The following is a 20,354-nucleotide window of genomic DNA, read 5'->3' as shown; positions in this document are numbered from 1 at the left end:
TATGCTAGAAAGTTTACATCACTGCGCCTCCGAATGACCGCCATCCTATGACCTATCGGACTAGTTGCCAGTTGGCAACACTGATAACAGTGCTGATTTTGGCGATTTCGCCTTGCTGGGGCTCGGATTTTCGCGAGACCGAGTCCTTCGCTCCGGTCGTGGAGCAGACCCAAGCGTACGCCCATCAGTTCGGCCCCGAGCGGGTGCTGGTGGTGATGGATATCGACAACACGCTGCTGGCCATGGACAGCGACTTGGGCAGCGACCAGTGGTTCGAGTGGCAGGAATTCCTGCTGGATCAGCAGCCCGATTCGCCCCACCTGGTAGGCCAGAACTTTGGTGAATTGCTGGAGGTACAAGGTCTGCTGTACGCCGCACACCACATGCATCCCCCCGAGGCCGAGCAACCCGAGCAAGTGCAGGAATTGCAAAATCTGGGAGTCGACACTCTGGTGCTGACCTCGCGGGGCGACGACTACCGCGCGGCCACGTTGCGGGAACTCAAGCGAGCAGGTTACGACTTCGCGAAGACCGCCCCACGGATTAGCTTGTTCGCCGGCGATGCCGACAATCCCTACGAAACGGGATCGCGGTTCATCCCCTACAACACCGAAACGCCCGCAGCCTTCGGCCTGACCGCGCATGAGATGAAGGTATTTCACCTGCCGGACAATCCTCGCGAGGTGAGCTACGCCGATGGCGTGCTCATGACGTCGGGTCAGCACAAAGGTGCGATGCTGCTGATGTTCATGCACCTGGTGAACAAGCCGTATGACGCGATCATCTACGTGGACGACCACGGGCGCCATGTGAGCCGAGTGTACGATGCCATGGCTCGCCGCGGATTGGACGTCACCACGTTTCACTACACGCACGAAGCGGCCCGCGTGAAGCAGTTCGCCTACGGCGACAAGCAGGAGGTCACCCGCCAGTGGCAGGCCATCGACGCCCTGCTGCATGGCGAAGCATCGCAGCCCGAAGTGGCCGAAGCGGCCGCCCCTTAGCCGCGGGTATCCCCCACTCGAGGGGATGCCCCCCGATGTGGTTAATCGACACCGCATCTCGCGAATGCTATCTTAATGGTAGTGCGTCCCCCCTCTTCCCAAGAGCGGACAAACCATGCCCCTCCACTCGTCACATCTGGTTTCGACCGAAGCCGATCGACTGTTCGGCGAGATAGCCGAAGTGCGAAGGAAGCGCCGCGAGCGGTTCGAAAGGGACATGGCCAGCATCAACTCGGACTACGACTTTCGCGTCGAGTCCGCTCGCGACCACGACCACCCGGGGCCGGTAATCCGCGCAGTAATCGTAGCGTGGGCGATACTGATGCTGGTGCTGAGCATCCTGGGGTGAGGCTCTTCGCAGCTTGCTTCCACCGATACCGTTGCTGCACCACATGCCAGCGCGACCACCAAGGCTGTCAAAGCTGCCGCGAAGGCCGTTTCTGACTTTGTGAGCGCTGCACGAAAAGCGTGGCGCACCGGTCGTGAGGCCAGGGGGAAGATTCTTCACGACCGGCGCGGCCACGGTTGTTTGGCGCTGCTATTCGTCGCCCTCGTACAGGCGGTCGTGCAACTGATGCAGTTGCTCGGCGGGGAGCTTGATGACGCGGCGATCGTAGGTCATCAGACCGTTGATCTCGCCTTCCACGTCAGTGGTCTGCGTGTAGACACCACCAGCGATGCCTTGCTGCTTGAGTTCCACCAACCGGTCGAGGGAAGTCTCGTAGCGTCCCTGGTACTCCTGCTTGTTCTTGGGCAAACCGCCATACCCCCAGTTGCGCCGCCCCGAGAACCACAGGTGTTCCTTCACGGGATAGCCGTGACCACCGAACTCCCCGACAACTTTAACGAACTCGGAAAAGCGAGACTTGTCGAAGGGGAAGCTGGGGTGGGGGTAGCTGTGCTGGTCGACAATGTTACCTGCCGGCCAGAAGTTACCACCACTGGAGACGTTCACCAGTCGCGAGGGATCGCGTTCGGTGATCCAGTTCGCCACCTCGACACTGCGATGCTGCCCCCAAGCTTCGTTAAAAGGCACCCACACCACGATCGAGGGATGGCTCTCCAGCGAATCGATCATCCATTCCAGCTCGGTCATGTACTGCTGGTGGTGTTCGTCGGGCCAGTCGGCATCCGTGGGGTTAGGCTTCAGGTGGGTCCAAGGAGGCGAGGCGCCACCGCTGACCTGATCCTGCCACAGCATGATGCCCAGGCGGTCGCAGTGGTAGTAGTATCGCCGCGGCTCAACCTTGATGTGCTTGCGAATCATGTTGAAGCCGGCATCCTTCAGGTATTCCACGTCGTAGGCCATGGCCTCGTCCGAAGGCGGGGTCAGCAGACCATCGGGCCACCAGCCCTGATCGAGCGGTCCCCAGTGGAAGATCTTTTTGCCGTTGAGCGTGAATCGCAGGTTACCGTCAGCATCGCGGGTGGTGCCGACGTCGCGAATGCCGGCGTACGACTTCACCTGATCGACTACTTGGTCGCCATCCAGCAGGGTGATTTCCAACTCGTACAGATGCGGGCTGTCGGGGCTCCACAGCTTGGCATCTGGCACGCGGATCGACAGCTCGTTCGACGACGACTCAGTGGCCGGCACAACGGCCTTTCCATCGTCCAGAACCGCAACACGGAACTTTGTATCCGCCGGTTTGCCACCTGCGGTGTCGACTACCAGATTGATCTTGCCCGCTTCGGCGTCGGTACCGATGGTGACATCTTCGATGTAGCTATCGGCCACTTGCTCCAGCCACACGGTCTGCCAGATGCCTGAAACGCGGGTGTACCAGATACCGTTGGGATTGCGGACCTGCTTGCCGCGGAGTTGCCACTCTTCGGTATCGTCTTCCACGCGCACCACCAGGGTGTTTTCGCCCTGTTTCACGGCGTCGGTGATGTCGATCGTGAAGGGGGTGTTGCCGCCCTGGTGCTTGCCGACCGATTGGCCGTTGACCAACACCTCGCAGCGATAGTCAACCGCTTCGAAGTTCAACAACGTGCGTTGGTCTTTGACTTCGTCGACCTTGAACGTGCGGTGGTACCACAGCGCCTCATCATCCAGCAGCAGCCGCTGCACTCCGCCTAGTTTCGACTCCAGGCAGAACGGCACCAGGATCTCGCCGTCCCAGTTCGCGGGGGCAGACTTCTCTTGGCGGTCGGTGATGGCGTAGTCCCAATTGCCGTTAAGGTTCTGCCAACTGCTACGCTCGAGTTGCGGACGCGGGTACTCGGCCCAAACGTTCTCCGCAGTGACTTCCTCGCCCCACTTGGTGATCAGGTCGCTCTTGAAAGGGGTGGTCATGGCCGGGGGAATCGGCAACTTCGGCACGTCCTCGGCGTCGATCACATGCACGTCGATAAACTGGCCTCCCTCGCGTTGCCGGCAGTGAACGGCCAGCAGATTCTCGCCCTTCTTCAACGCCCCGGCAGCCCGCTCCGAAAGCGGCACGACTTTGTAGTCGGTGGTGAACCCTTCGAGCCGGGCCGCAGGCTTGCCGTTGATGAAAACCTGGGCGTCTTCGTCGTGGTGCACCAGCAGGGCAGGTTTGGCGGGAATGGCCGGAACCTCAAACTCCTTACGGAGCCAGATGTTGTTTTCGGCCCACTCGGTTTGAATGCGTGCCTTCGGAGTACCGGCCGTGCCGAAGCCTCCCTTACCTTCCTTCCAGGCGGAAGCGTCGAACTCGGGCTGTTGCCACCCGTCGGCGGGGCGCTTGAAGGTGTAAGTCCACTGGTCCGCAACGGGCAATTCGGCCTGGGCCGCCAATGGCACCAACAGCGCGGCAAGCATCACACAGGCTACTGAAAGTCTCATGGTCGATCTTTCGATGGTTTGAATGAATTGGGTTACAAGCTGGCTGTAGCGACCGGTGGCCTGCGATGGGAAACGACGGCCGGCAGCGACCTACGGCAAACCCGAACAGGTTTGCTATTTTACCGCCGCTCCGGATAACCCGGCAGGTACACTGCGGGAGCCGTTGCAGACCAGTGGTCGACATAGAAGGGCCACGGGATCGCAAACCAAACAGACTGGTTCACTGGCCGTGAACCCCGCGTCGCCTGGTCGGTCTGGTTATTGCAGGGGCCTTTAGGAGACTCTGCTGTAAGCTATCCCTTGGCCAGCGCGAATTTCGACCACAATCCGGCGAAAAAACAGAGATTTTTGTTGCTGTTACCTGCAGGTTGGGCGATTCTCCCAGCTAGGGCTCAAAAACCAATCTTCCCGCGGGGCGGACATGTGAATGGCGGCGCAACCCCATTGTAGGAATGGACTTAACACGGTAAATTTAGAGATTCGAGTTTTTTCGCCGGCGTAGCTTCAATCGGCAGAGCACCGCATTCGTAATGCGGGGGTTGGGGGTTCGACTCCCCCCGCCGGCTTTGTAAATGGGATCAACGGACAACTGGTGCCGGGCCCCGCGTTTCGGAAACGCCCCGGCTGGCACCCGCGAACCAACAACACCTAACCCCCAAGGTCACCAAATATGTCGCTGGCTCAGGCTCCCTCCGCCGGAATCAAGTCGATGGTGGTTTCTTCAACCGGTTTCGGACCGCGTGAGATCGAAGAGATCACCCGTGCCATTTCGGAGAACTACGCCAACTATCGCGAGCTCAAGGAAGGCGTGCATGAACTCGAATCGCAGGAAAACCGGTCACCTGCCGCATCGGCCCGCCTCGGTGCGTGCCAGTACCTGCTGGGACGCTACTCGCAGGCAATCGACACATTGAGCCACAGCGATGGCGGGGCGCTGACTCATTATTACCTGGGTCGGTCGTACTTGGCTCTCGACCGCTACCAGGAAGCCCTCGAATCGTACGACGCCTCGCTGCGGGCCGGTTACGATCGCGACATCGTCACCCTGGCCAAGGCCGAGGCCCTGCGTTACAGCAAGCAATACGACGAAGCACTCAAGCTGCTCGATTCGCTCTCGGGTGCAGTGGAGCAGACGGCCGAGTACCTCTTCCAGCGTTCGGCCACCGTCCAGGTGCTGGGTGGCAGCCGCGAGGAAGTCTATACGCTGCTCGAGCGGGCCGTGCAGGCCGATCCGTCACACGGAGGAGCTCTGTTCGGCCTGGCGTTGGAGAACGACCGCCACGGCAACGACGACGACGCCCGCGAACTGTACGAGCGCGCTTCGAAGCAATTTCCGACCTATGTCGGCACGCTGTTGAACCTCGGCATCCTGTATGAGGACATGCAGGCCTACGACAAAGCCAAGGGCTGCTACGAGCGAATCCTCGACATGTTCCCCAACCACCAACGGGCCCGCCTGTTCTTCAAGGACGCGGACGCCTCGCGGGACATGTACTACGACGAAGAAGCTCGTCGCGAGCAGGATCGCTTGGGCCAAGTGCTAAGCATCCCGGTCACCGACTTTGAACTGTCGGTCCGCAGCCGCAACTGCCTGCAGAAGATGGGCTTGATGACGCTGGGCGACCTGACCGAAACCACCGAGCTGGAGCTCTTAAGCAGCAAGAATTTCGGTGAAACTTCGCTGGTCGAGATTCGCGACATGCTCTCCTCCAAGGGCCTGGAACTGGGGCAGTTCGCCCACCAGCGCCGCGACGAAGAACCCGTTTACGATCCCGATACCCTCTCGGACGACGAACGGGCCCTGCTCGACCGGCCAATCTCCGACCTCAACCTTTCGGTGCGTGCTCGCAAGTGCATGGTCCGCCTGGGGCTGACGACCATCGGCGAGTTGGTCCGCCGCACTGGCGACGACCTGCTGGAGTGCAAGAACTTCGGCGTTACCAGCCTGAACGAGGTCCGCGAAAAGTTGACGGTTGCCAACCTCAAACTGCGTGGCGACTGATTTTCGAAGGCGGATTGGGGAGTGCGGAATGCGGCCTGACGACGAGCGTACGGACTCGCCAAATTCGCCATCCCCAACTGGCAACTCGCACGCGGTTACCTATCGCCTGCAGCATACCGATACCGGTTGCCGTGCGCGGTTGGGCACCTTAACCACTCCGCATGGCGAGGTGGCGCTGCCGACATTCATGCCGGTGGGTACCGTCGGCACCGTCAAAGGGGTGACCATCGATCAGGTGGTCGCCACCGGCGCGGGCATCATCCTGGGCAACACCTATCACCTGGCCCTCCGCCCCGGCGCAGACGTCGTGGCCCAATTGGGTGGGCTGCATACCTTTAGCGGTTGGCAGGGCCCCATCCTGACCGACAGCGGCGGCTTTCAGGTGTTCAGCCTGGCCGAACGCGTGAAGATCACCGAGCAGGGTGCCCGCTTTCAGTCGCACATCGACGGGGCGCGGATCGACCTGACGCCCGAGGAGTCGATCGCCATCCAGGAAAAACTGGGCAGCGACATCGCCATGCAGCTCGACCACGTGATCGCGCTGCCCGCCGAACGGGAGGCGATCGCCGACGCCATGCTACGCAGCGCCCGCTGGGCCGAGCGTTGCCAGCAGGCGGCCCGTCGGCAGGACCAGTCGATCTTCGCCATCGTGCAGGGGGGACTCGACGCCGATCTGCGGCGCGAATCGGCCGAACGCCTGGTCGAGCTCGACTTTGCCGGCTACGCAATCGGGGGCCTTAGCGTGGGGGAAGAGCCCGCGGAAATGTATCGCACCATCGACGACACGATCCCCCACCTGCCCACCGATCGCCCCCGCTACCTGATGGGGGTCGGCCGGCCCGAGGACCTGATCGAGGCCGTTTACCGAGGTGTGGATATGTTCGATTGCGTGATGCCGACCCGTAACGGCCGCAACGCCTTGGCGTTCACCGATGCCGGGCCGGTACGTCTTCGCAATGAGTGCCACAAGACCGACCCAGCGCCGCTGGACGCGGATTGCCCTTGCCCAGCCTGCCGCCATAGCCGGGGCTATTTACGGCATCTGTTCACCTCGGGCGAAATGCTGGGGCCAATTCTGCTCTCCATCCACAACCTGACGTACTACCAGCGGCTGATGACGGCCGCCCGTCAGGCCATTGCCGCCGACCGCTATCCCGAGTTCCGGCAGCAGAAGCTGGCCGGCTGGCAGCGGGGTTGAGTGGAACGGGGCAGGGCCACCGGCCAAATGCCCAGGCTGTGGTTCCGGCATTCCCTCAATCCCCCTTCCCCCTTACGGCGTAAGGACTTATGATACCCGCTTCGGTCTCTTGACCGGGAGTCGACCTGCGCGCGTCGCGGGGTCGGTCTCGTTGTTTTGCATACTGATTCCTCTGCTCCAAAAAGGTTAGGCGGGCGCCCGGTGGACTGGACCACTTCTCTGTTATTACTGGCACAGGAGGCTGGGGCACAGCAAGCTGCTGCCGAGGCGGATCGGCCTTGGTACTTCGACTTCATTCCCATGGTGCTGATCGCACTTTTGGCCTATTTCATGCTCTTCCTGCCCGAGAAGAAGAAGCAGGAGCAGTTAAAGAAGCTCGAGGGAGTCAAAGAGAACGACCGCGTGATCACCACCGGCGGAATCTACGGAGTCGTAACCAACATTCAACGCGACGCTGGCCGAGTCACCCTGCGGGTAGACGACGCCACTGGCACCAAAATCAAAGTGAGCCTGGCCGCAATCACCCAAATACAGGGCGATGACAACGAAGGTGGCAAGGACAAGGCTAAAGAAAAAGACAAGTAATCGATATCATGAACAAGGTGACCATTTTGCGGCCGTGGGCCGCGCTGCTGATTGTCTTCTCATTGCTCGCCGCGGGTTTGACGCTCGCACCGAGTGCATGTCTCGCGCAGGAAGCGGGGACCGCCACTGCCGAGCAACCGGCCGACCAGCCCGCTGCTGAGCCGGAAGCAGGCACGCCCGAAGAGACGGCGCCCGCCGAGGAAACCACCTCGGCCGACCAGCCAGCCGAAAGCCAGCCCGCTGAAGAGCCCGCTGCCGAGCAGCCCAGCGCCGACGAAACGCCGGCCACCGAGCCGGAGGTTTCCAGCGACGACGCGATGGAAGACCTCGCCACCGAAGAGGTCGAAACCACCGACGACACGCCCGATGAAGAGGCGCCCGTCGAAGAAGAATTCGTCGAGGCAGAAACCCCCGCCGACGAAAAAGCTGCTGAAGAAGCAGCAGAGGGCCAGGCCGAAAAAGAAGCCGCCGAAGAGGCAGCGGCCGATCTCGAATCCGCCACGGGGCTCTCGCCCTGGGTCATGACCCTCATCATCCTGGCACTGTTTATCGTACCGGGCTTTATCGGATCGTACTTCGCCAAGTCGCTGAAAATGCCCGACCACGGGTGGAAGATCGCCGTGGTGATTGGCGTCGCCGCCGCCGGCATCCTGGCGGTAGTTTCGGCCTCGACGCGCGAGAACGGCTTCAAGCTCGGTCCCGACCTGGGTGGCGGTGTCACACTGATCTACGACCTGGCCGATCCCGATTCGGTGAAGGACGAGGACGACCAAAGCACCACTCCGGATGGAGAAGAAGAGGTCAGCGACGGCAAACGCGCTCCGGTGAGCATGGACAAGATGCTCTCGGCCTTGAAGGAGCGTGTCGACCCGAGCGGCACCAAGGAAGTAACCATCCGCCGGCGCGGGAAGAGCATCGAGTTCATCATTCCCAAAGCTGGGCAGGCGGAGCTGGAATACATCAAGAAGAAGATCACCGAGCTCGGCCAGCTCGAGTTCCGCATTCTCGCCGATAGCCAGCGGAACGAAGACCAAGAGAAGATCAAGATCGCGCTGACTATGCCTCCCGGGCGGACGGAAGTAAAGTCGAACAACGCCACGATCGCCAAGTGGGTGCCCTACGATGTCGAAGAATTCGGCGGCATCGGCGAAGTGGGTGAAAGCCCGGAACGCGATGAGGTTGTCGTCAAGCGAATGGGCGTGAATGGCCCCGAAATCCTGGTCATCAAAGACCCGTTCGACGTCACCGGCGAATACCTCTCCAGCGCCAGCGCCGGCGTCGGCCAGGAAGGTCACGAAGTTCGCTTTGCCTTCAATTCGCAAGGCGCGTTCCGGTTCGGCAAGCTCACCGCCGCACACATCCCCAATCCTCGCAGCTACTACCTGGGAGTGATCCTGGATAACAAGCTGCGGACCGCCCCCGGCATCCGCTCGAAGATCTCCACTCACGGTACGATCAGCGGCCGCATGACCGAGGAAGAAGTGGAACACATTGCCGACATCCTGAATGCAGGTAGTCTGCCAGCCGAACTCAACAAGACTCCCGTCAGCGAAGCCCAGACCGGTCCAGAGATCGGAGCTCGAACCATCGAGCAAGGCACGCGGGCGATGATCGGCTCGATGGCCATCGTGTTGGTGTTCATCCTGGTCTACTACCGGTTTGCCGGCATCGTGGCGTGCATGGCGCTGGTGCTAAACATCGTGCTGGTCGTCGCGGCCATGGTGCTGTTGAACGCGGCCTTCACGCTGCCAGGTCTGGCCGGTTTGGTGCTGACCGTCGGCATGTCGGTGGACGCCAACGTGCTGATTTTCGAACGCATCCGCGAGGAACTGTCCCGCGGGGCAACGCTGCGGATGGCTATCCGCAATGGTTTTGGTCGCGCCACGACAACCATTGTTGACGCCAACGTGACGACGCTCATCACGGGACTGGTGCTGTACGTTATTGGTACCGACCAGATCAAAGGCTTCGCCATTACGCTCATCTTGGGCATCATCATGAGCATGTACACGGCCATCTTCTGCTCGCGACTGTTGTTCGACATCGCCGAGCGTCGTGGCTGGATCACTAAGCTCAGCATGTTGCACATCCTGAACAACAGCAACCTTAACTTCATGAGCAAATGGCCGGTGGCAACCGGTTTGTCACTGCTCGTGATTGTGGTTGGCATGTTCGGTGTGGCGTCGCGCGGAACGAACCTGCTGAACATCGACTTCACCGGTGGCACGTCGGTCACGATGGTGCTGCAGGAAGACCACGCTATGTCGCAAGCCGACGTGCGTGCGGCCCTGGAAGACACCGAACTGGGCGACAAGAACCTGCTGGTGGTCGAACGCAAGCAGGACGGTCCTGAAGGCACAACCTTCAAGATCGACTGCAGCGTGCTGGACGAAGTGAATGAAGAAACGGGGCAGCCAGTCTTCAACGCGGTTGATCACGTGGAGGAGATTCTGGGCAAGACCTTCAATGGCAAGCTGGAAACCTACGAGATCAGCGCCACGCCGATTGAGACGTTCACCGAAGGAGCCGAGGGCGAGAATCAGTTCCGTGGCTTCGAATCGACAATTCGCTTCGGCGAGGAGAGCGCCGACGAGGCCCTGGTCGGCGTATCGCACGACACCCTGCTGGGCGACGTGCAGGATGTGCTCGACGACTTGGGGATGTCGGGCATCGCACCGGTGGTTACCAATCCCAACTACAGTGAGGGTAGCAGTCGCAGGTTCGCCGAGTGGAACGTCCGCCTGGCCGGCGTCGATCAAAGCCAGGCTCAAAAAGTATTCGACACCGTTGTGGAGCGGAAGAACGGCCAACCCATCTTCCCGCTCGCCAACAAAATCGGCGGTCGGGTGGCGGGCGACATGCGGCTGCAGGCCATTTACGCCATCGCCGTAAGTCTTTTGGGAATCATTGGTTACATCTGGATTCGGTTCCAGAAAATCTCCTACGGCCTGGCCGCCGTGGTGGCCCTGGTGCACGACGTGCTGGTCACCCTCGGCGTGCTCGCCTTGAGTGCCTTCCTGGTGCAATACGCTGGCGGGCTGGCCGGCGCTTTGCAGGTCGACGCGTTCCAGATCAGCCTGCCCATTGTGGCGGCGTTCCTGACCATTATCGGGTACTCGCTGAACGATACGATCGTGGTGTTCGACCGCATCCGCGAGGTACGGGGTAAGAGCCCCACGCTCACCGCCGAGATGATCAACACCAGCGTCAACCAGACGCTGAGCCGTACCTTGCTCACGTCGCTCACGACGTTGATCGTGGTGGTGATCTTGTACTTCTTCGGCGGCGACGGCATCCACGCCTTCGCCTTCGCGTTGGTGATCGGCGTGATCGTCGGTACCTACAGCTCGATCTTCATCGCTTCGCCAGTACTGCTCTGGCTCAGCAAGAAGGAACAGAACTGGTCGGTCTAAGAGTCGGCCTGCCGAAGGCCATCCACACACCCCTTTTGGTGGAGCATCGCGACGGCCGCTTGGCCGTCGCGTGATAGCACGGGTGTACACCTAGCCCAAGCCACAATTTTCACCCCTGCCAGCACCCACCCGGCCGCGCCGAGTGCCTATAATGTAGGGCTGCCCCGCCCACCGTCGTGGTGGGGCCCCGCAAGGTGCTGGAGTGCAAGGTGTGAAGTTAGACCGGCTGGTTAGTTTCTTCTCGACGAACCCCGCAGCCCGGCTGCTGCGCTCGCCACACGCTGCGCAGATCGCGTTCTTCCTGCATTGCCAGTTCAAGCAAGGCGACGCCATCACCATTGGCCATGCCGAGTTGGTGCAGCGGCTGGCCGACTTCCTCGATGAGCTGCACGCCAGCGAACCAGAGTGTCTTGCTGACCGACCAGAAAATTATCTGAACGATTGGACATCGGCGGGCGTCCGCTGGCTGCGTCGCTATCACGACGCCGAACATGCCGAGCCGGTTTACGAGCTGACGCCTCACACCGAAGAGGTGCTGAAGTTCCTCCACCAACTGTTGGAACAAGGCGTCGGCTTCGTGGGCACCGAATCGCGACTCAAACGCATCATCGACGCCCTGAGCGACATTGTCGTACGCAGTTCGGCCGACCCCGAGCAACGCCTCGCCCACCTTCGTGCGGAGCGCAGGCGGCTGGACGAGGAGATTGCCGCCATCGAGTCGGGCACGGATGTCGAGACCTACTCGGCCACGGCCATACGCGAACGTTTCGCCGACGCTGTGTCCGACCTCACTTCGCTGCAGGGCGACTTTCGCGCGGTGGAAGAGTCGTTCAAGGCCATCACCCGCGAGGTGCAGCAGCGGCAAAACGACGCGAATACCGCCCGTGGAGAAATCCTGGGCCACGCCCTGGCGGCCGAGGATCGGCTGAAGTTTGCCGACCAGGGGGTAAGCTTCAACGAGTTCGTGCGGCTGATTCTCTCGCCCGCCAAGCAGGAGCAACTCGAGGCAATCGTCGCCGAGCTGCAGGAAATCGATGCCCTGGCCGAACAATCTGGCGGCATGGAACGGGTGCGAGGCATGATTTCGCACCTGGCCGACGAAGCCGAGAAGGTGCTCCGCACCACCCGCCGACTGAGCGCCACGCTCCGACGCCTGCTCGATGTCCGCAGCAACACTTCGCGTCAACGGGTGGCCGAGGTGCTCGCCCAGATCAAAACCACGGCCCGCAAACTAGCCGATCATCCGCCCGGCGATGAAGTGGGTTTGCAACTCGCCACGCAGGTGCATTTGGGCAACCCCATGGAACGGACGTTCTGGACGGCGCCTACCGAGTTCGACGTCCGCGAACTGCTGCAGCACCAGCCAGACGAGCTCGACCGCTTCGCGGCGTTTCGCCACTTTGCGGCGCTCGAACGGCTGGACTGGAAACGGATGCGAGCGAACGTGGAGCGGGCCGTTGCGGACTCCGCCCACCAGGTGTCGCTGCCGGAACTACTAGAGACTTATCCCGTGGCCTCCGGTGCCATCGAACTGCTTGGCTACCTGCAACTCGCGCACGACGGCGGACACGACGTCGACACCGACGAGCTGCACATCGTGCAGGTGCAGACCATCACCGGCGAGCAAGTCGCCTACGAAGTGCCGCGGGTGGTGTTTCTCGCCAAGCATCTGCGGCAGTCCAAACAACCCGCAGCGGCCGGAGCCATCGAATGAGTATTGAATCCACCGAACTGAACGACCTGCCCGAGTTCGACGAACTGGGTGTGCCGGCCGTAAGGCTGCTGCAAGGTGTGCTGTACGCCGACGACATCCTGGCCTGGGATACGCTGCTGGCCCGCGAGTCGGATCTGGTGACGTACTTCGCCAAGATCGGCCTGATGCTCATCGTCGATCGCAACGAAGGCATGGCCTATCTCAAACAACTGGACGACGACCATCGCACGGGCGGATACGAACGGCTGCCGCGGTTGTTCCGACGCACGTCGCTCGGGTACGCAGCCACGCTGTTGTGCGTGCTGCTGCGGGACGAGTATCGCCGGTTCGAGGACGAGGACCTGGATAACGAGCGGTGCGTGGTGGACGTGAACGCCCTGCTGGAAGAGTGGAAGCAGTTTTTCCCCTACGAGCAAGACGAAGTGCGGTTGCGGAAGCAGTTGCTGGCCTCGTTGGCGTCGATGGAAAAGATGAAGTTCGTCCGCAAGTTCGGCGGCACCAGCGACGCTTGGGAAGTTTGCCGACTACTCAAGGCCCGCCTACCCCTGGAAGAGCTCGAGTCGCTGCGCGATCGCTTGCTGGCCGCGGCCGAATAAACCTGCCGCGTGGCTCTTCCCTCGAACCCTATCACCCGACCCCCACATTTCCTCCCTCATGGACTATCTGTTCGACATTCGCCCCGAGCGCCCTGGCTACCGGTTGCAGAAACTGGAACTGCTGAACTGGGGCACCTTCGACAGTTCCGATGGGCACGTCTATCGCTTCGAACCCAAGGGCCGGACGTCGCTGCTGGTGGGCCACAACGGCTCGGGCAAGTCGACGCTGGTCGACGCAATTCTTACGCTGCTGGTCGAACCACGGACCCGCAACTACAACGTGGCCGCCGGCGCCCGAAAGACGGAGCGTACCGAAAAGAGCTACATCCGCGGCGCGTACGCCCGCACCAGCGACGACTCGAACATGGCCATCGTCAAGTACCTGCGGCCACAGGCTTCGCAGCTAACGGCCATCGCCGCGGTGTTTACCGACGAGCAACTCGGCAAGTCGTTTACGCTGTGCCAGGTGCTGCATCTGGCGACCGACGGTTCGACCGAGAAGCTGTTCGCCGTGGCCGACGAACCGCGGGCGCTCGAAGAAGACCTGGCCGGCGTCCGCAAGGCGGACGAACTGGCCGAGCACCTGCACCGCTTGGGCTATGAGACGACCAAGAAGTTCGTCAAATACCGTAGCTGGCTCACACGTCGCACGGGCATGTTGCCCAAGGCGATGGACATTTTCAACCAGACCGTCGCGGTCAAAGACATCCAAAGCCTCGACCGTTTTATCCGCGACCACATGCTCGAACGCCACAACTGGCAGGAGACCGTGGCCAAACTGCTCGCGCACTTCCACGACCTGAGCGTCGCGCACCAGGAACTGGTCCGCACTCGCAAAGCGGAAGAGTTGCTCGAACCGGTCGAGAAACTCGGCCTGCGTTACCGCACCGAGGAAGCCGAACTAATTACCCGCGAACGCCAGTTGGCGGCCGCGGCCACGTTCTTCCATCAACAGACGGTCGATCTGCTGAAACCCGCCCTCGAACTGCAGCGCGGCGAAGTCGGCCACATGGAACAGTCCATTGCCGACATCAAAGCACGAGAGTCGGAGGCCCGCGAGCAGATTCGGCAACTACGCAACGAGATCGATCAGGCGGGTGGCGAACGGCTCAAGGCGATTCCGCACCTGATGGCCTCCGAACAAGCCCGCCTCGAAACCAAGCAGGCCGCCTCGCAGCGATACCACCAGCTGTTGCGCACCGCCGGCATCGACCGCAACGTGACGGACGAACCGTCGCACACCAAAGTGCAGCAAGAGCTGCAGCAGTGTGTCGCGGCAGCCAACCAGCAACAACAGCAGCTTCAGGCGAAGTACGAAGAGCTGGTCATTCAGCGGGGCGAGTACCATCGCGCGGTCCGCGAGGACCAGCAGGAGCTGGCCGCCCTGGGCAATCGCTCTACCAACCTGCCATCGGCACTCGTGACGATGCGTCAAGAACTGTGCGACGACCTGGGCCTGAAAGCGCAGCAACTGCCGTTTGCGGCGGAGCTGATGACGGTCGCCCCCGATGAGCGCCGCTGGGAGGCCTCGGCCGAGTTGGTCTTGCGCTCGTTCGCTCTGAGCCTGCTGGTGCCCGAGACGTACTACGCCCGGGTGCAGGCGTATATCGATCGCACCAAGCTGGTCGACGGCCGTGGTCGCGGGCAACGGCTCGACTACCTGCGGGTGGGGCGTGGCGAAGACCTGGGCGGCGATCGCCAGCATCCGCAGTCGCTGACGCGTAAACTGCAGTTCCGCGGGCGCCATCCCCTGACGCCTTGGGTACGCGACGAGGTGGCGCGGCGGTTCGACTATCACTGCTGCGACTCGGTGGAGGAGTTCGAGTCGACCACGGGCCGCGCCCTCACCGAGAACCGCCACATCAAGTATTCTCGCGAGCGCCACACCAAGGACGACCGCCCCCGCGCGATCGACCGCCGGCACTACGTGCTGGGATGGGACAACCGGGAGAAGAAACGACTGCTGGCCGAACGGCTCGAGCAGCTTGGTCGCGAGATCGCCAAGCTCGACGAGGCCACCACCGCCAGCGCTACCCAACTGGCCAAGGTCCGTGCAACACTCGCCGCCGCTGAAGAAGCTGGAAAGCTGAAGCGGTTCGACGAAATCGATCTGGCGCGTCACCAGCGGGAACTCGAATCGCTAGAGCGGGAAAAGCAGGAGCTGGAATCTTCCAACTCTGCGGTCAAGGCGCTCAAGCAGCGATTGCAGCAGGCCGAGCAAGCCGTGGAGGCGCTCGACAACCAGCGGACCACGCTGAACCGGAAGCTGGCGATACTGCAAGACCTGGTGTCGCAGCGCGAAGACGAGATCGCCCGCGCGGAGCAAGAGCTCGCCCGATTGCGCAACGCCGGCGAGTACGACCAACACGCGGTCAGCTTCACATCGATCGAAGAGTCGCTCAACGAGCCACTTACGCCCGAGAATCTCGCCGCCACCGAAACGACTTGGACCTCCGGCCTGCGAGACGAGATCGAACGGCGGCGAAATCCGCTCATCCGTCTGGGCGACCGGATGGTGGAGGAGATGAACCGCTTCCTGCGGGCGTTTGCCGAGCAGCAGGCCGATCTGTCCGCCAACCGCGAATCGCTCGATGCCTTCCTGGCGCTGCTGGCTCAGATTCGCGAGGAGGACCTGCCGCGGCACGAACAAAAGTTCAAAGACCGCCTGAACGACAAAGTGACGCAGGAAATCGCCTTGTTCCACAACGCCCTGAACGAAGAGCGGCGGCGCATCGAAACCAAGGTATCGCAACTCAACCGTTCGCTGGCGGCACTGAACTACCGCCCCAACTCTTACATGAAACTCGAACCGCGCGAGGTGGCGGATCGCGAGATTGGCGACTTCCGTCGGGCGCTGCGAGAGTGCCTGGACGACGCCTACGAGGGCACCAACGAAGTGAACGAGGCTCGCTTCCAGCGGATCGAAAAGTTGGTCGCGCGACTGGCCGATACGGAGAAGACTCGCTGGCGGGACAAAGTGATCGACGTGCGAAACTGGTTCACTTTCGCCGCTCGAGAACTCGATCACGAGACGGGCGAGACGCGCAGTTTTCACGAAGGCAGCACCGGGCAGTCGGGTGGCGAGAAGGCCAAGTTGGCGTTCACCATCCTGGTGGCCGCCATTGCCTACCAGTACGACCTCGATCCCGAATCGCCGCAGTCGGGCCGGTTCCAATTTGTCGTGGTGGACGAGATGTTCTCCAAGATCGACGACCAGAACGCCGAATACGCCCTGAAGCTGTTCGAGCGATTTGGTCTGCAACTGCTGATCGTCGCCCCACTCGACGCCAAAGCCCGGGTGACCGAGCCTTTCGTGAACAGCTACCTGCAAGTTGTGAAGGATGAATCTACAGGCCGTTCGCAGTTGTTCAGCATGACGGCCCGCGAATATGAGGAGGTGGTCGGACAGTTTGCCGACGGCCCCAGCGAATCAGCCACACCACGCGTCACGCCAAAATAGCCATGGCGAGGCAGGGGGACTGAATGATTACTCCGGCCGAAATCAGGAAACTCGCCAAGACGCTGTACGCCACCTTTCTGAAGGAGTGGCTGGCCGGCGAAGTGGTGGAGTTTCCGCTGCGTGTGCGGGCGAACCTGAAGTTGAAACAGGACGACTTTGCCGCAAATCTGCGCGACATTGAAGCCCTGCGGGCGAAGTCGAAAGACACCATCGGTTGGGGCTACCGCATCGAAGAGCAGTTGGTGCACTCGCCGGTACACGGCAACAATCTTCGCCCCGTGGCGATTTGGATCGATACGGAGGACGATCTCTTGCGGCTGTGCGGGAAGTGTAAAGAGTTTCAACGGCTGGAACGCCGGGTAATGAAACTGCGGAACGAGCTTCCAGAATTGGAACCGTGGATTCAGCAAAACCCCCATCGCCTGCCGAGCGACTGGTGGGAGCTCAACGGGGCCATTCAAGTGGTGAAGTACTTAGTGAAAAACCCGCGCCCCGGCTGTTATCCGCAGCAACTTCCACTGGAAATCGACACCAAGTTCATCAACCGCCACGAAACGATGCTCCGCCAGTGGCTGAACCTGCTGCTGCCTTCGTCGGCCATTGCGTCGCACGAGGACCGCTTCGCTCGGCGTTTCGGGTTGCGTGAGTCGCAATTGACGCGTGAGGTTCTGCTGCTGGACTCGGCGCTCAAAGCGGAGATCGGCCTGCCCTTCGACGAGTTTGCCGCCCCTGCGCATTCGCTAGCCAGCCTGGAACTGAAAGATGCCGTGGTGGTGATCGTGGAGAACAAAGCCCCGCTGACGTGTGTGCCCGCTTTTCCCCGCGGCCTGGTTCTGGCCGGGCACGGCTGCAGCGTGCACGTGCTGAAGGACCTGCCGTGGCTGGCCGACAATCGCGTGCTGTACTGGGGAGATATCGATGCCGCGGGGTACGAGATTCTCTCCGACTTTCGCCTGCGAGTGCCTCACATCGAGTCGGTACTGATGGATACCGCGACGTACGAAGCCCACAAAAAGTACGCCGGCAAGTGCAAGCACCCCAGCCAGCGGGAACTCCCCCACCTGACCGACCAGGAGCAGCAGATGTATCAACTCTGCCTGGAAAAACAGGTGCGCTTGGAACAAGAGAAGCTGGGCCAGAAATTCACTTGCGACGCCTTCTTCGCAGCCACGCGGCCGGTGGAGTTCGGTGTGGACTCCCCCACAGTTGAAACCGAGCTTTCCGACGCGGGGTAGTGATATCAGAAGTTCGCTGCTCGGCTGGATCGGGCCGCGGCAATCGAGTATCGTAGGCGCGCCGACGCGAGGCAATCGAATGGATTTCCGCAGTCGTGCTGAAACACCTGATGGGGAGTTTGGACTTGGAAGTCGCCGGGACGATTGCACGTTGGCATCGACCAATCTTGCTGCTGGGGGGTGCCCTGGCCGTGGCGAGCCTGATTGCGCTGCGGAATCCGGGCCTGTCCGACGACTACTCACTCCGGTCGCTGGCCGGCAGCAGTACCGAGCAATTTAGCACGCTCGAGAACTTCATCGATGAGTTCGCCGGAGTCGAACTGGCCATCATCGTGGTCCGCTCCGACGACGTGATGAACTCCGAATCTCAAGAGTGCCTGAGCCAAATCGTCGAGCAAGTCACCGAGCTACCTGCGGTGGATGGTGCGGCTTCCATTTCGCAAGCGCCAAGCTGGATTCGCCAATTCCTGGTCGGCAGTTCGGTGGTTGAAGGTCTGCTGGTGAGCAAAGACCAGAAGGCCGCCAGCATCATCCTGCAAATGCGAGACGACGGCGCCGTGCCGGACACCCCGCGCGGGCAAACGGTGGCCGAGCTGAAGCGGATCATTGCCGAGGTCTGCAACACGCACACGGGGCACGAAGTCGCGCTCACCGGTCCGTACATCGTGAGCTACGAGATGACGCACCTGGTGTGGGACGATCTTGTCACTTTCGGAATGCTGGGCGCCGCGGCCGCCCTGGTGGTGCTGGGACTGTCGCTTGGTTCGGTGAAGCTGGCCAGCTATCCGCTACTCGTGGGCGTGGCCAGCGTGGCCTTGGCACTGGGCGCATCGGTGCTGTTCGGCGTGAATACGGCCATCAATCTGCCCATGCTGGTGTTGTTGACGGCCGTGTTGACGATCGCCAACAGTGTGCACCTGGCCGTAGGGCACGACGAGACACGCGGCGACGCCGAGGCCACATTGCGGCGGTTGCTGCGGCCCTGCGTGGGCGTGGTGGCCACCACGATCGTGGGATTCGTCGCCATTGGCATTTCACCGCTGGAGCCCGTGCGTTCGTTCGCCGTGTTGATGACGCTGGGGCTTTCACTGGGACTGCTATTGAGCCTGGCCGGCGCCTGCATCACGCTGTCGCGGCACACCACGCGGCCGCTGCTGTCGCGACCGATTTCGCACCTGCTGCGATGCACACTGGTGGCCGCGCGAGCCAATCCGCTGCTCATCTCGGCGGTGTTCGCGGCGCTGGGCGTCGCCGGCGTGGCGCTGACTTCCCAGTTGGAATTCAATCTACGCTTCCTCGACAACTTCCGTCCCGACGACGAAATTCGCACCAACTACGAATTCGTCCAGCGGACGCTCACCCCCATGCAATCGATCGAAGTGTTGATCGACCGCCCCGACGGCTCGCCCGTGCTCACGCCCGAGTCGCTGGCGGCGCTCGCCACACTGTCTAAAGAATACGCGGGGCAGGGGCCCATCACGCGGGGCGTGTCGGTGGTCGACTTCCTTACGTTCGGGGGGATCAAACTGCCCGAGTCGCAGTCGGCACTCAACAGACGCATGGCCCTGCTCAAGGGATCGACGGCCGCCGTGCTGGGTGAGAATCCCCTCGCCGGTTTTGTGAACGAGCAAACCGGCACCATGCGAGTGAGCTTCTTCGCGCACGAGGGACCCAGCGCGAGCGACAAGATTGCCCTGGGCGATGAAATCAAGCGGCGGGCCGAGCAACTGCTGGGCGATGGCTATCGGGTCCGCATCACGGGCTTGTACTACTTCTACGCCCACGTGGCCCGCGACCTGCTGCGCGATCAGGCCGTATCGCTGGTGCTCAGCATCCTGGGGGTGTTCGTCACCATGGCCGCGGTGCTGCGCAGTTGGCGAATGGCGGTGTTGGGCATGGCACCGCCGCTGTTTGCCGGGGCCTCGTGCGTGGGGCTGATGGCGGTGCTGCATGTGCCGTTCAACACCGTGACTTCGATGATGCTGGCCATCGCCCTGGGCATCGCCGTGGACGACACGATTCACTACCTGTGGCGTTACCGAGTCTGCCGCCAGCGAGGATTCGGCGTGCAACGGGCCATCGAAGTCACGCAGCTTTCGGTGGGGCGGGCCTGCACGCTGACCAGCGTGGTGATCGCCGCGGGGTTTGCCGTGATGGGCTTCTCGAGGTTCCTGCCCATCGCCTACTTCGGCTGCGTGATCAGCGTAGTGATGGTTATCGCCCTGGCCGCCAATCTGCTGCTGCTGCCGGCGCTGCTGCTGGTGGTTGACGGGTTGTTGGCCAAACGCCGCGCTCCCGCGATGGAGCTGTGACGCCCAGCCACTCAATGGGATAC

At 61.8% G+C, this 20,354-nt stretch carries 12 protein-coding genes and 1 tRNA gene; 12 read left to right on the top strand and 1 reads right to left on the bottom strand.

Features of this window, described 5'->3' with window-relative positions; translation table 11 throughout:
• Positions 1-47: 47 nt before the first annotated feature.
• The gene (locus NG895_RS29570) at positions 48-1,004 is read left to right on the top strand and encodes a DUF2608 domain-containing protein (RefSeq protein WP_252856182.1); all 957 of its coding nucleotides are present in this window, start codon (positions 48-50) and stop codon (positions 1,002-1,004) included.
• A gap of 115 nt (positions 1,005-1,119) precedes the next feature.
• Positions 1,120-1,353 (top strand): hypothetical protein, encoded by a 234-nt coding sequence (locus NG895_RS29565; protein ID WP_252856181.1) that lies wholly within the window; start codon positions 1,120-1,122, stop codon positions 1,351-1,353.
• A gap of 189 nt (positions 1,354-1,542) precedes the next feature.
• On the opposite strand, the gene NG895_RS29560 is transcribed toward NG895_RS29565, so the two are convergent.
• Positions 1,543-3,816 (bottom strand): glycoside hydrolase family 2 protein, encoded by a 2,274-nt coding sequence (locus NG895_RS29560; RefSeq protein ID WP_252856180.1) that lies wholly within the window; start codon positions 3,814-3,816, stop codon positions 1,543-1,545.
• 492 nt (positions 3,817-4,308) lie between these two features.
• Here NG895_RS29560 and NG895_RS29555 point away from each other — a divergent pair.
• The 10 genes from NG895_RS29555 to NG895_RS29510 all read left to right on the top strand — a co-directional run bounded on the left by NG895_RS29555 (position 4,309) and on the right by NG895_RS29510 (position 20,331).
• Positions 4,309-4,382, top strand: a tRNA-Thr gene (locus NG895_RS29555).
• Positions 4,383-4,486: 104 nt separating this feature from the next.
• A complete protein-coding gene (locus tag NG895_RS29550) occupies positions 4,487-5,818 on the top strand; it encodes a DNA-directed RNA polymerase subunit alpha C-terminal domain-containing protein (protein ID WP_252856179.1) in 1,332 nt (443 codons plus the stop codon).
• Positions 5,819-5,846: 28 nt separating this feature from the next.
• Positions 5,847-7,016 carry a tRNA guanosine(34) transglycosylase Tgt gene (gene tgt, locus NG895_RS29545; RefSeq protein WP_252856178.1) on the top strand — a complete coding sequence of 390 codons (1,170 nt, stop codon included), beginning with the start codon at positions 5,847-5,849 and terminating at the stop codon, positions 7,014-7,016.
• A 201-nt stretch (positions 7,017-7,217) separates the two neighbouring features.
• Positions 7,218-7,601, top strand: a complete 384-nt coding sequence (yajC, locus tag NG895_RS29540; protein WP_252856177.1) for a preprotein translocase subunit YajC — start codon at positions 7,218-7,220, stop codon at positions 7,599-7,601.
• An 8-nt stretch (positions 7,602-7,609) separates the two neighbouring features.
• A complete protein-coding gene (gene secD / locus NG895_RS29535; protein ID WP_252856176.1) occupies positions 7,610-11,014 on the top strand; it encodes a protein translocase subunit SecD in 3,405 nt (1,134 codons plus the stop codon).
• Between the two features lie 211 nt (positions 11,015-11,225).
• Positions 11,226-12,728, top strand: coding sequence for a DUF3375 domain-containing protein (locus tag NG895_RS29530; protein ID WP_252856175.1), 1,503 nt, complete (start codon positions 11,226-11,228; stop codon positions 12,726-12,728).
• Positions 12,725-13,324, top strand: coding sequence for a DUF4194 domain-containing protein (locus NG895_RS29525; protein ID WP_252856174.1), 600 nt, complete (start codon positions 12,725-12,727; stop codon positions 13,322-13,324). The genes NG895_RS29530 and NG895_RS29525 overlap by 4 nt, the downstream gene beginning before the upstream one ends.
• Positions 13,325-13,382: 58 nt before the next feature.
• Positions 13,383-16,784, top strand: a complete 3,402-nt coding sequence (locus tag NG895_RS29520) for an ATP-binding protein (protein ID WP_252856173.1) — start codon at positions 13,383-13,385, stop codon at positions 16,782-16,784.
• 23 nt (positions 16,785-16,807) lie between these two features.
• Entirely contained in the window at positions 16,808-18,019 is a 1,212-nt protein-coding gene (locus NG895_RS29515; RefSeq protein WP_252856172.1) for a Wadjet anti-phage system protein JetD domain-containing protein, read from the top strand.
• Between the two features lie 95 nt (positions 18,020-18,114).
• Positions 18,115-20,331, top strand: coding sequence for an efflux RND transporter permease subunit (locus tag NG895_RS29510; protein WP_252856171.1), 2,217 nt, complete (start codon positions 18,115-18,117; stop codon positions 20,329-20,331).
• Positions 20,332-20,354: the final 23 nt, after the last annotated feature.

It is taken from the genome of Aeoliella straminimaris (assembly GCF_024054565.1).
GTDB lineage: Bacteria > Planctomycetota > Planctomycetia > Pirellulales > Lacipirellulaceae > Aeoliella > Aeoliella straminimaris.
Note: the sequence above shows the minus strand (reverse complement) of the source record. Positions and strands in the feature narration are given on the sequence as shown.

Coding starts and splice junctions, on each gene's coding strand:
- NG895_RS29570 (WP_252856182.1), top strand. CDS start 48: ATGACCTATCGGACTAGTTGCCAGTTGGCAACACTGATAACAGTGCTG.
- NG895_RS29565 (WP_252856181.1), top strand. CDS start 1,120: ATGCCCCTCCACTCGTCACATCTGGTTTCGACCGAAGCCGATCGACTG.
- NG895_RS29560 (WP_252856180.1), bottom strand. CDS start 3,816: ATGAGACTTTCAGTAGCCTGTGTGATGCTTGCCGCGCTGTTGGTGCCA.
- NG895_RS29550 (WP_252856179.1), top strand. CDS start 4,487: ATGTCGCTGGCTCAGGCTCCCTCCGCCGGAATCAAGTCGATGGTGGTT.
- tgt (WP_252856178.1), top strand. CDS start 5,847: ATGCGGCCTGACGACGAGCGTACGGACTCGCCAAATTCGCCATCCCCA.
- secD (WP_252856176.1), top strand. CDS start 7,610: ATGAACAAGGTGACCATTTTGCGGCCGTGGGCCGCGCTGCTGATTGTC.
- NG895_RS29525 (WP_252856174.1), top strand. CDS start 12,725: ATGAGTATTGAATCCACCGAACTGAACGACCTGCCCGAGTTCGACGAA.
- NG895_RS29520 (WP_252856173.1), top strand. CDS start 13,383: ATGGACTATCTGTTCGACATTCGCCCCGAGCGCCCTGGCTACCGGTTG.
- NG895_RS29515 (WP_252856172.1), top strand. CDS start 16,808: ATGATTACTCCGGCCGAAATCAGGAAACTCGCCAAGACGCTGTACGCC.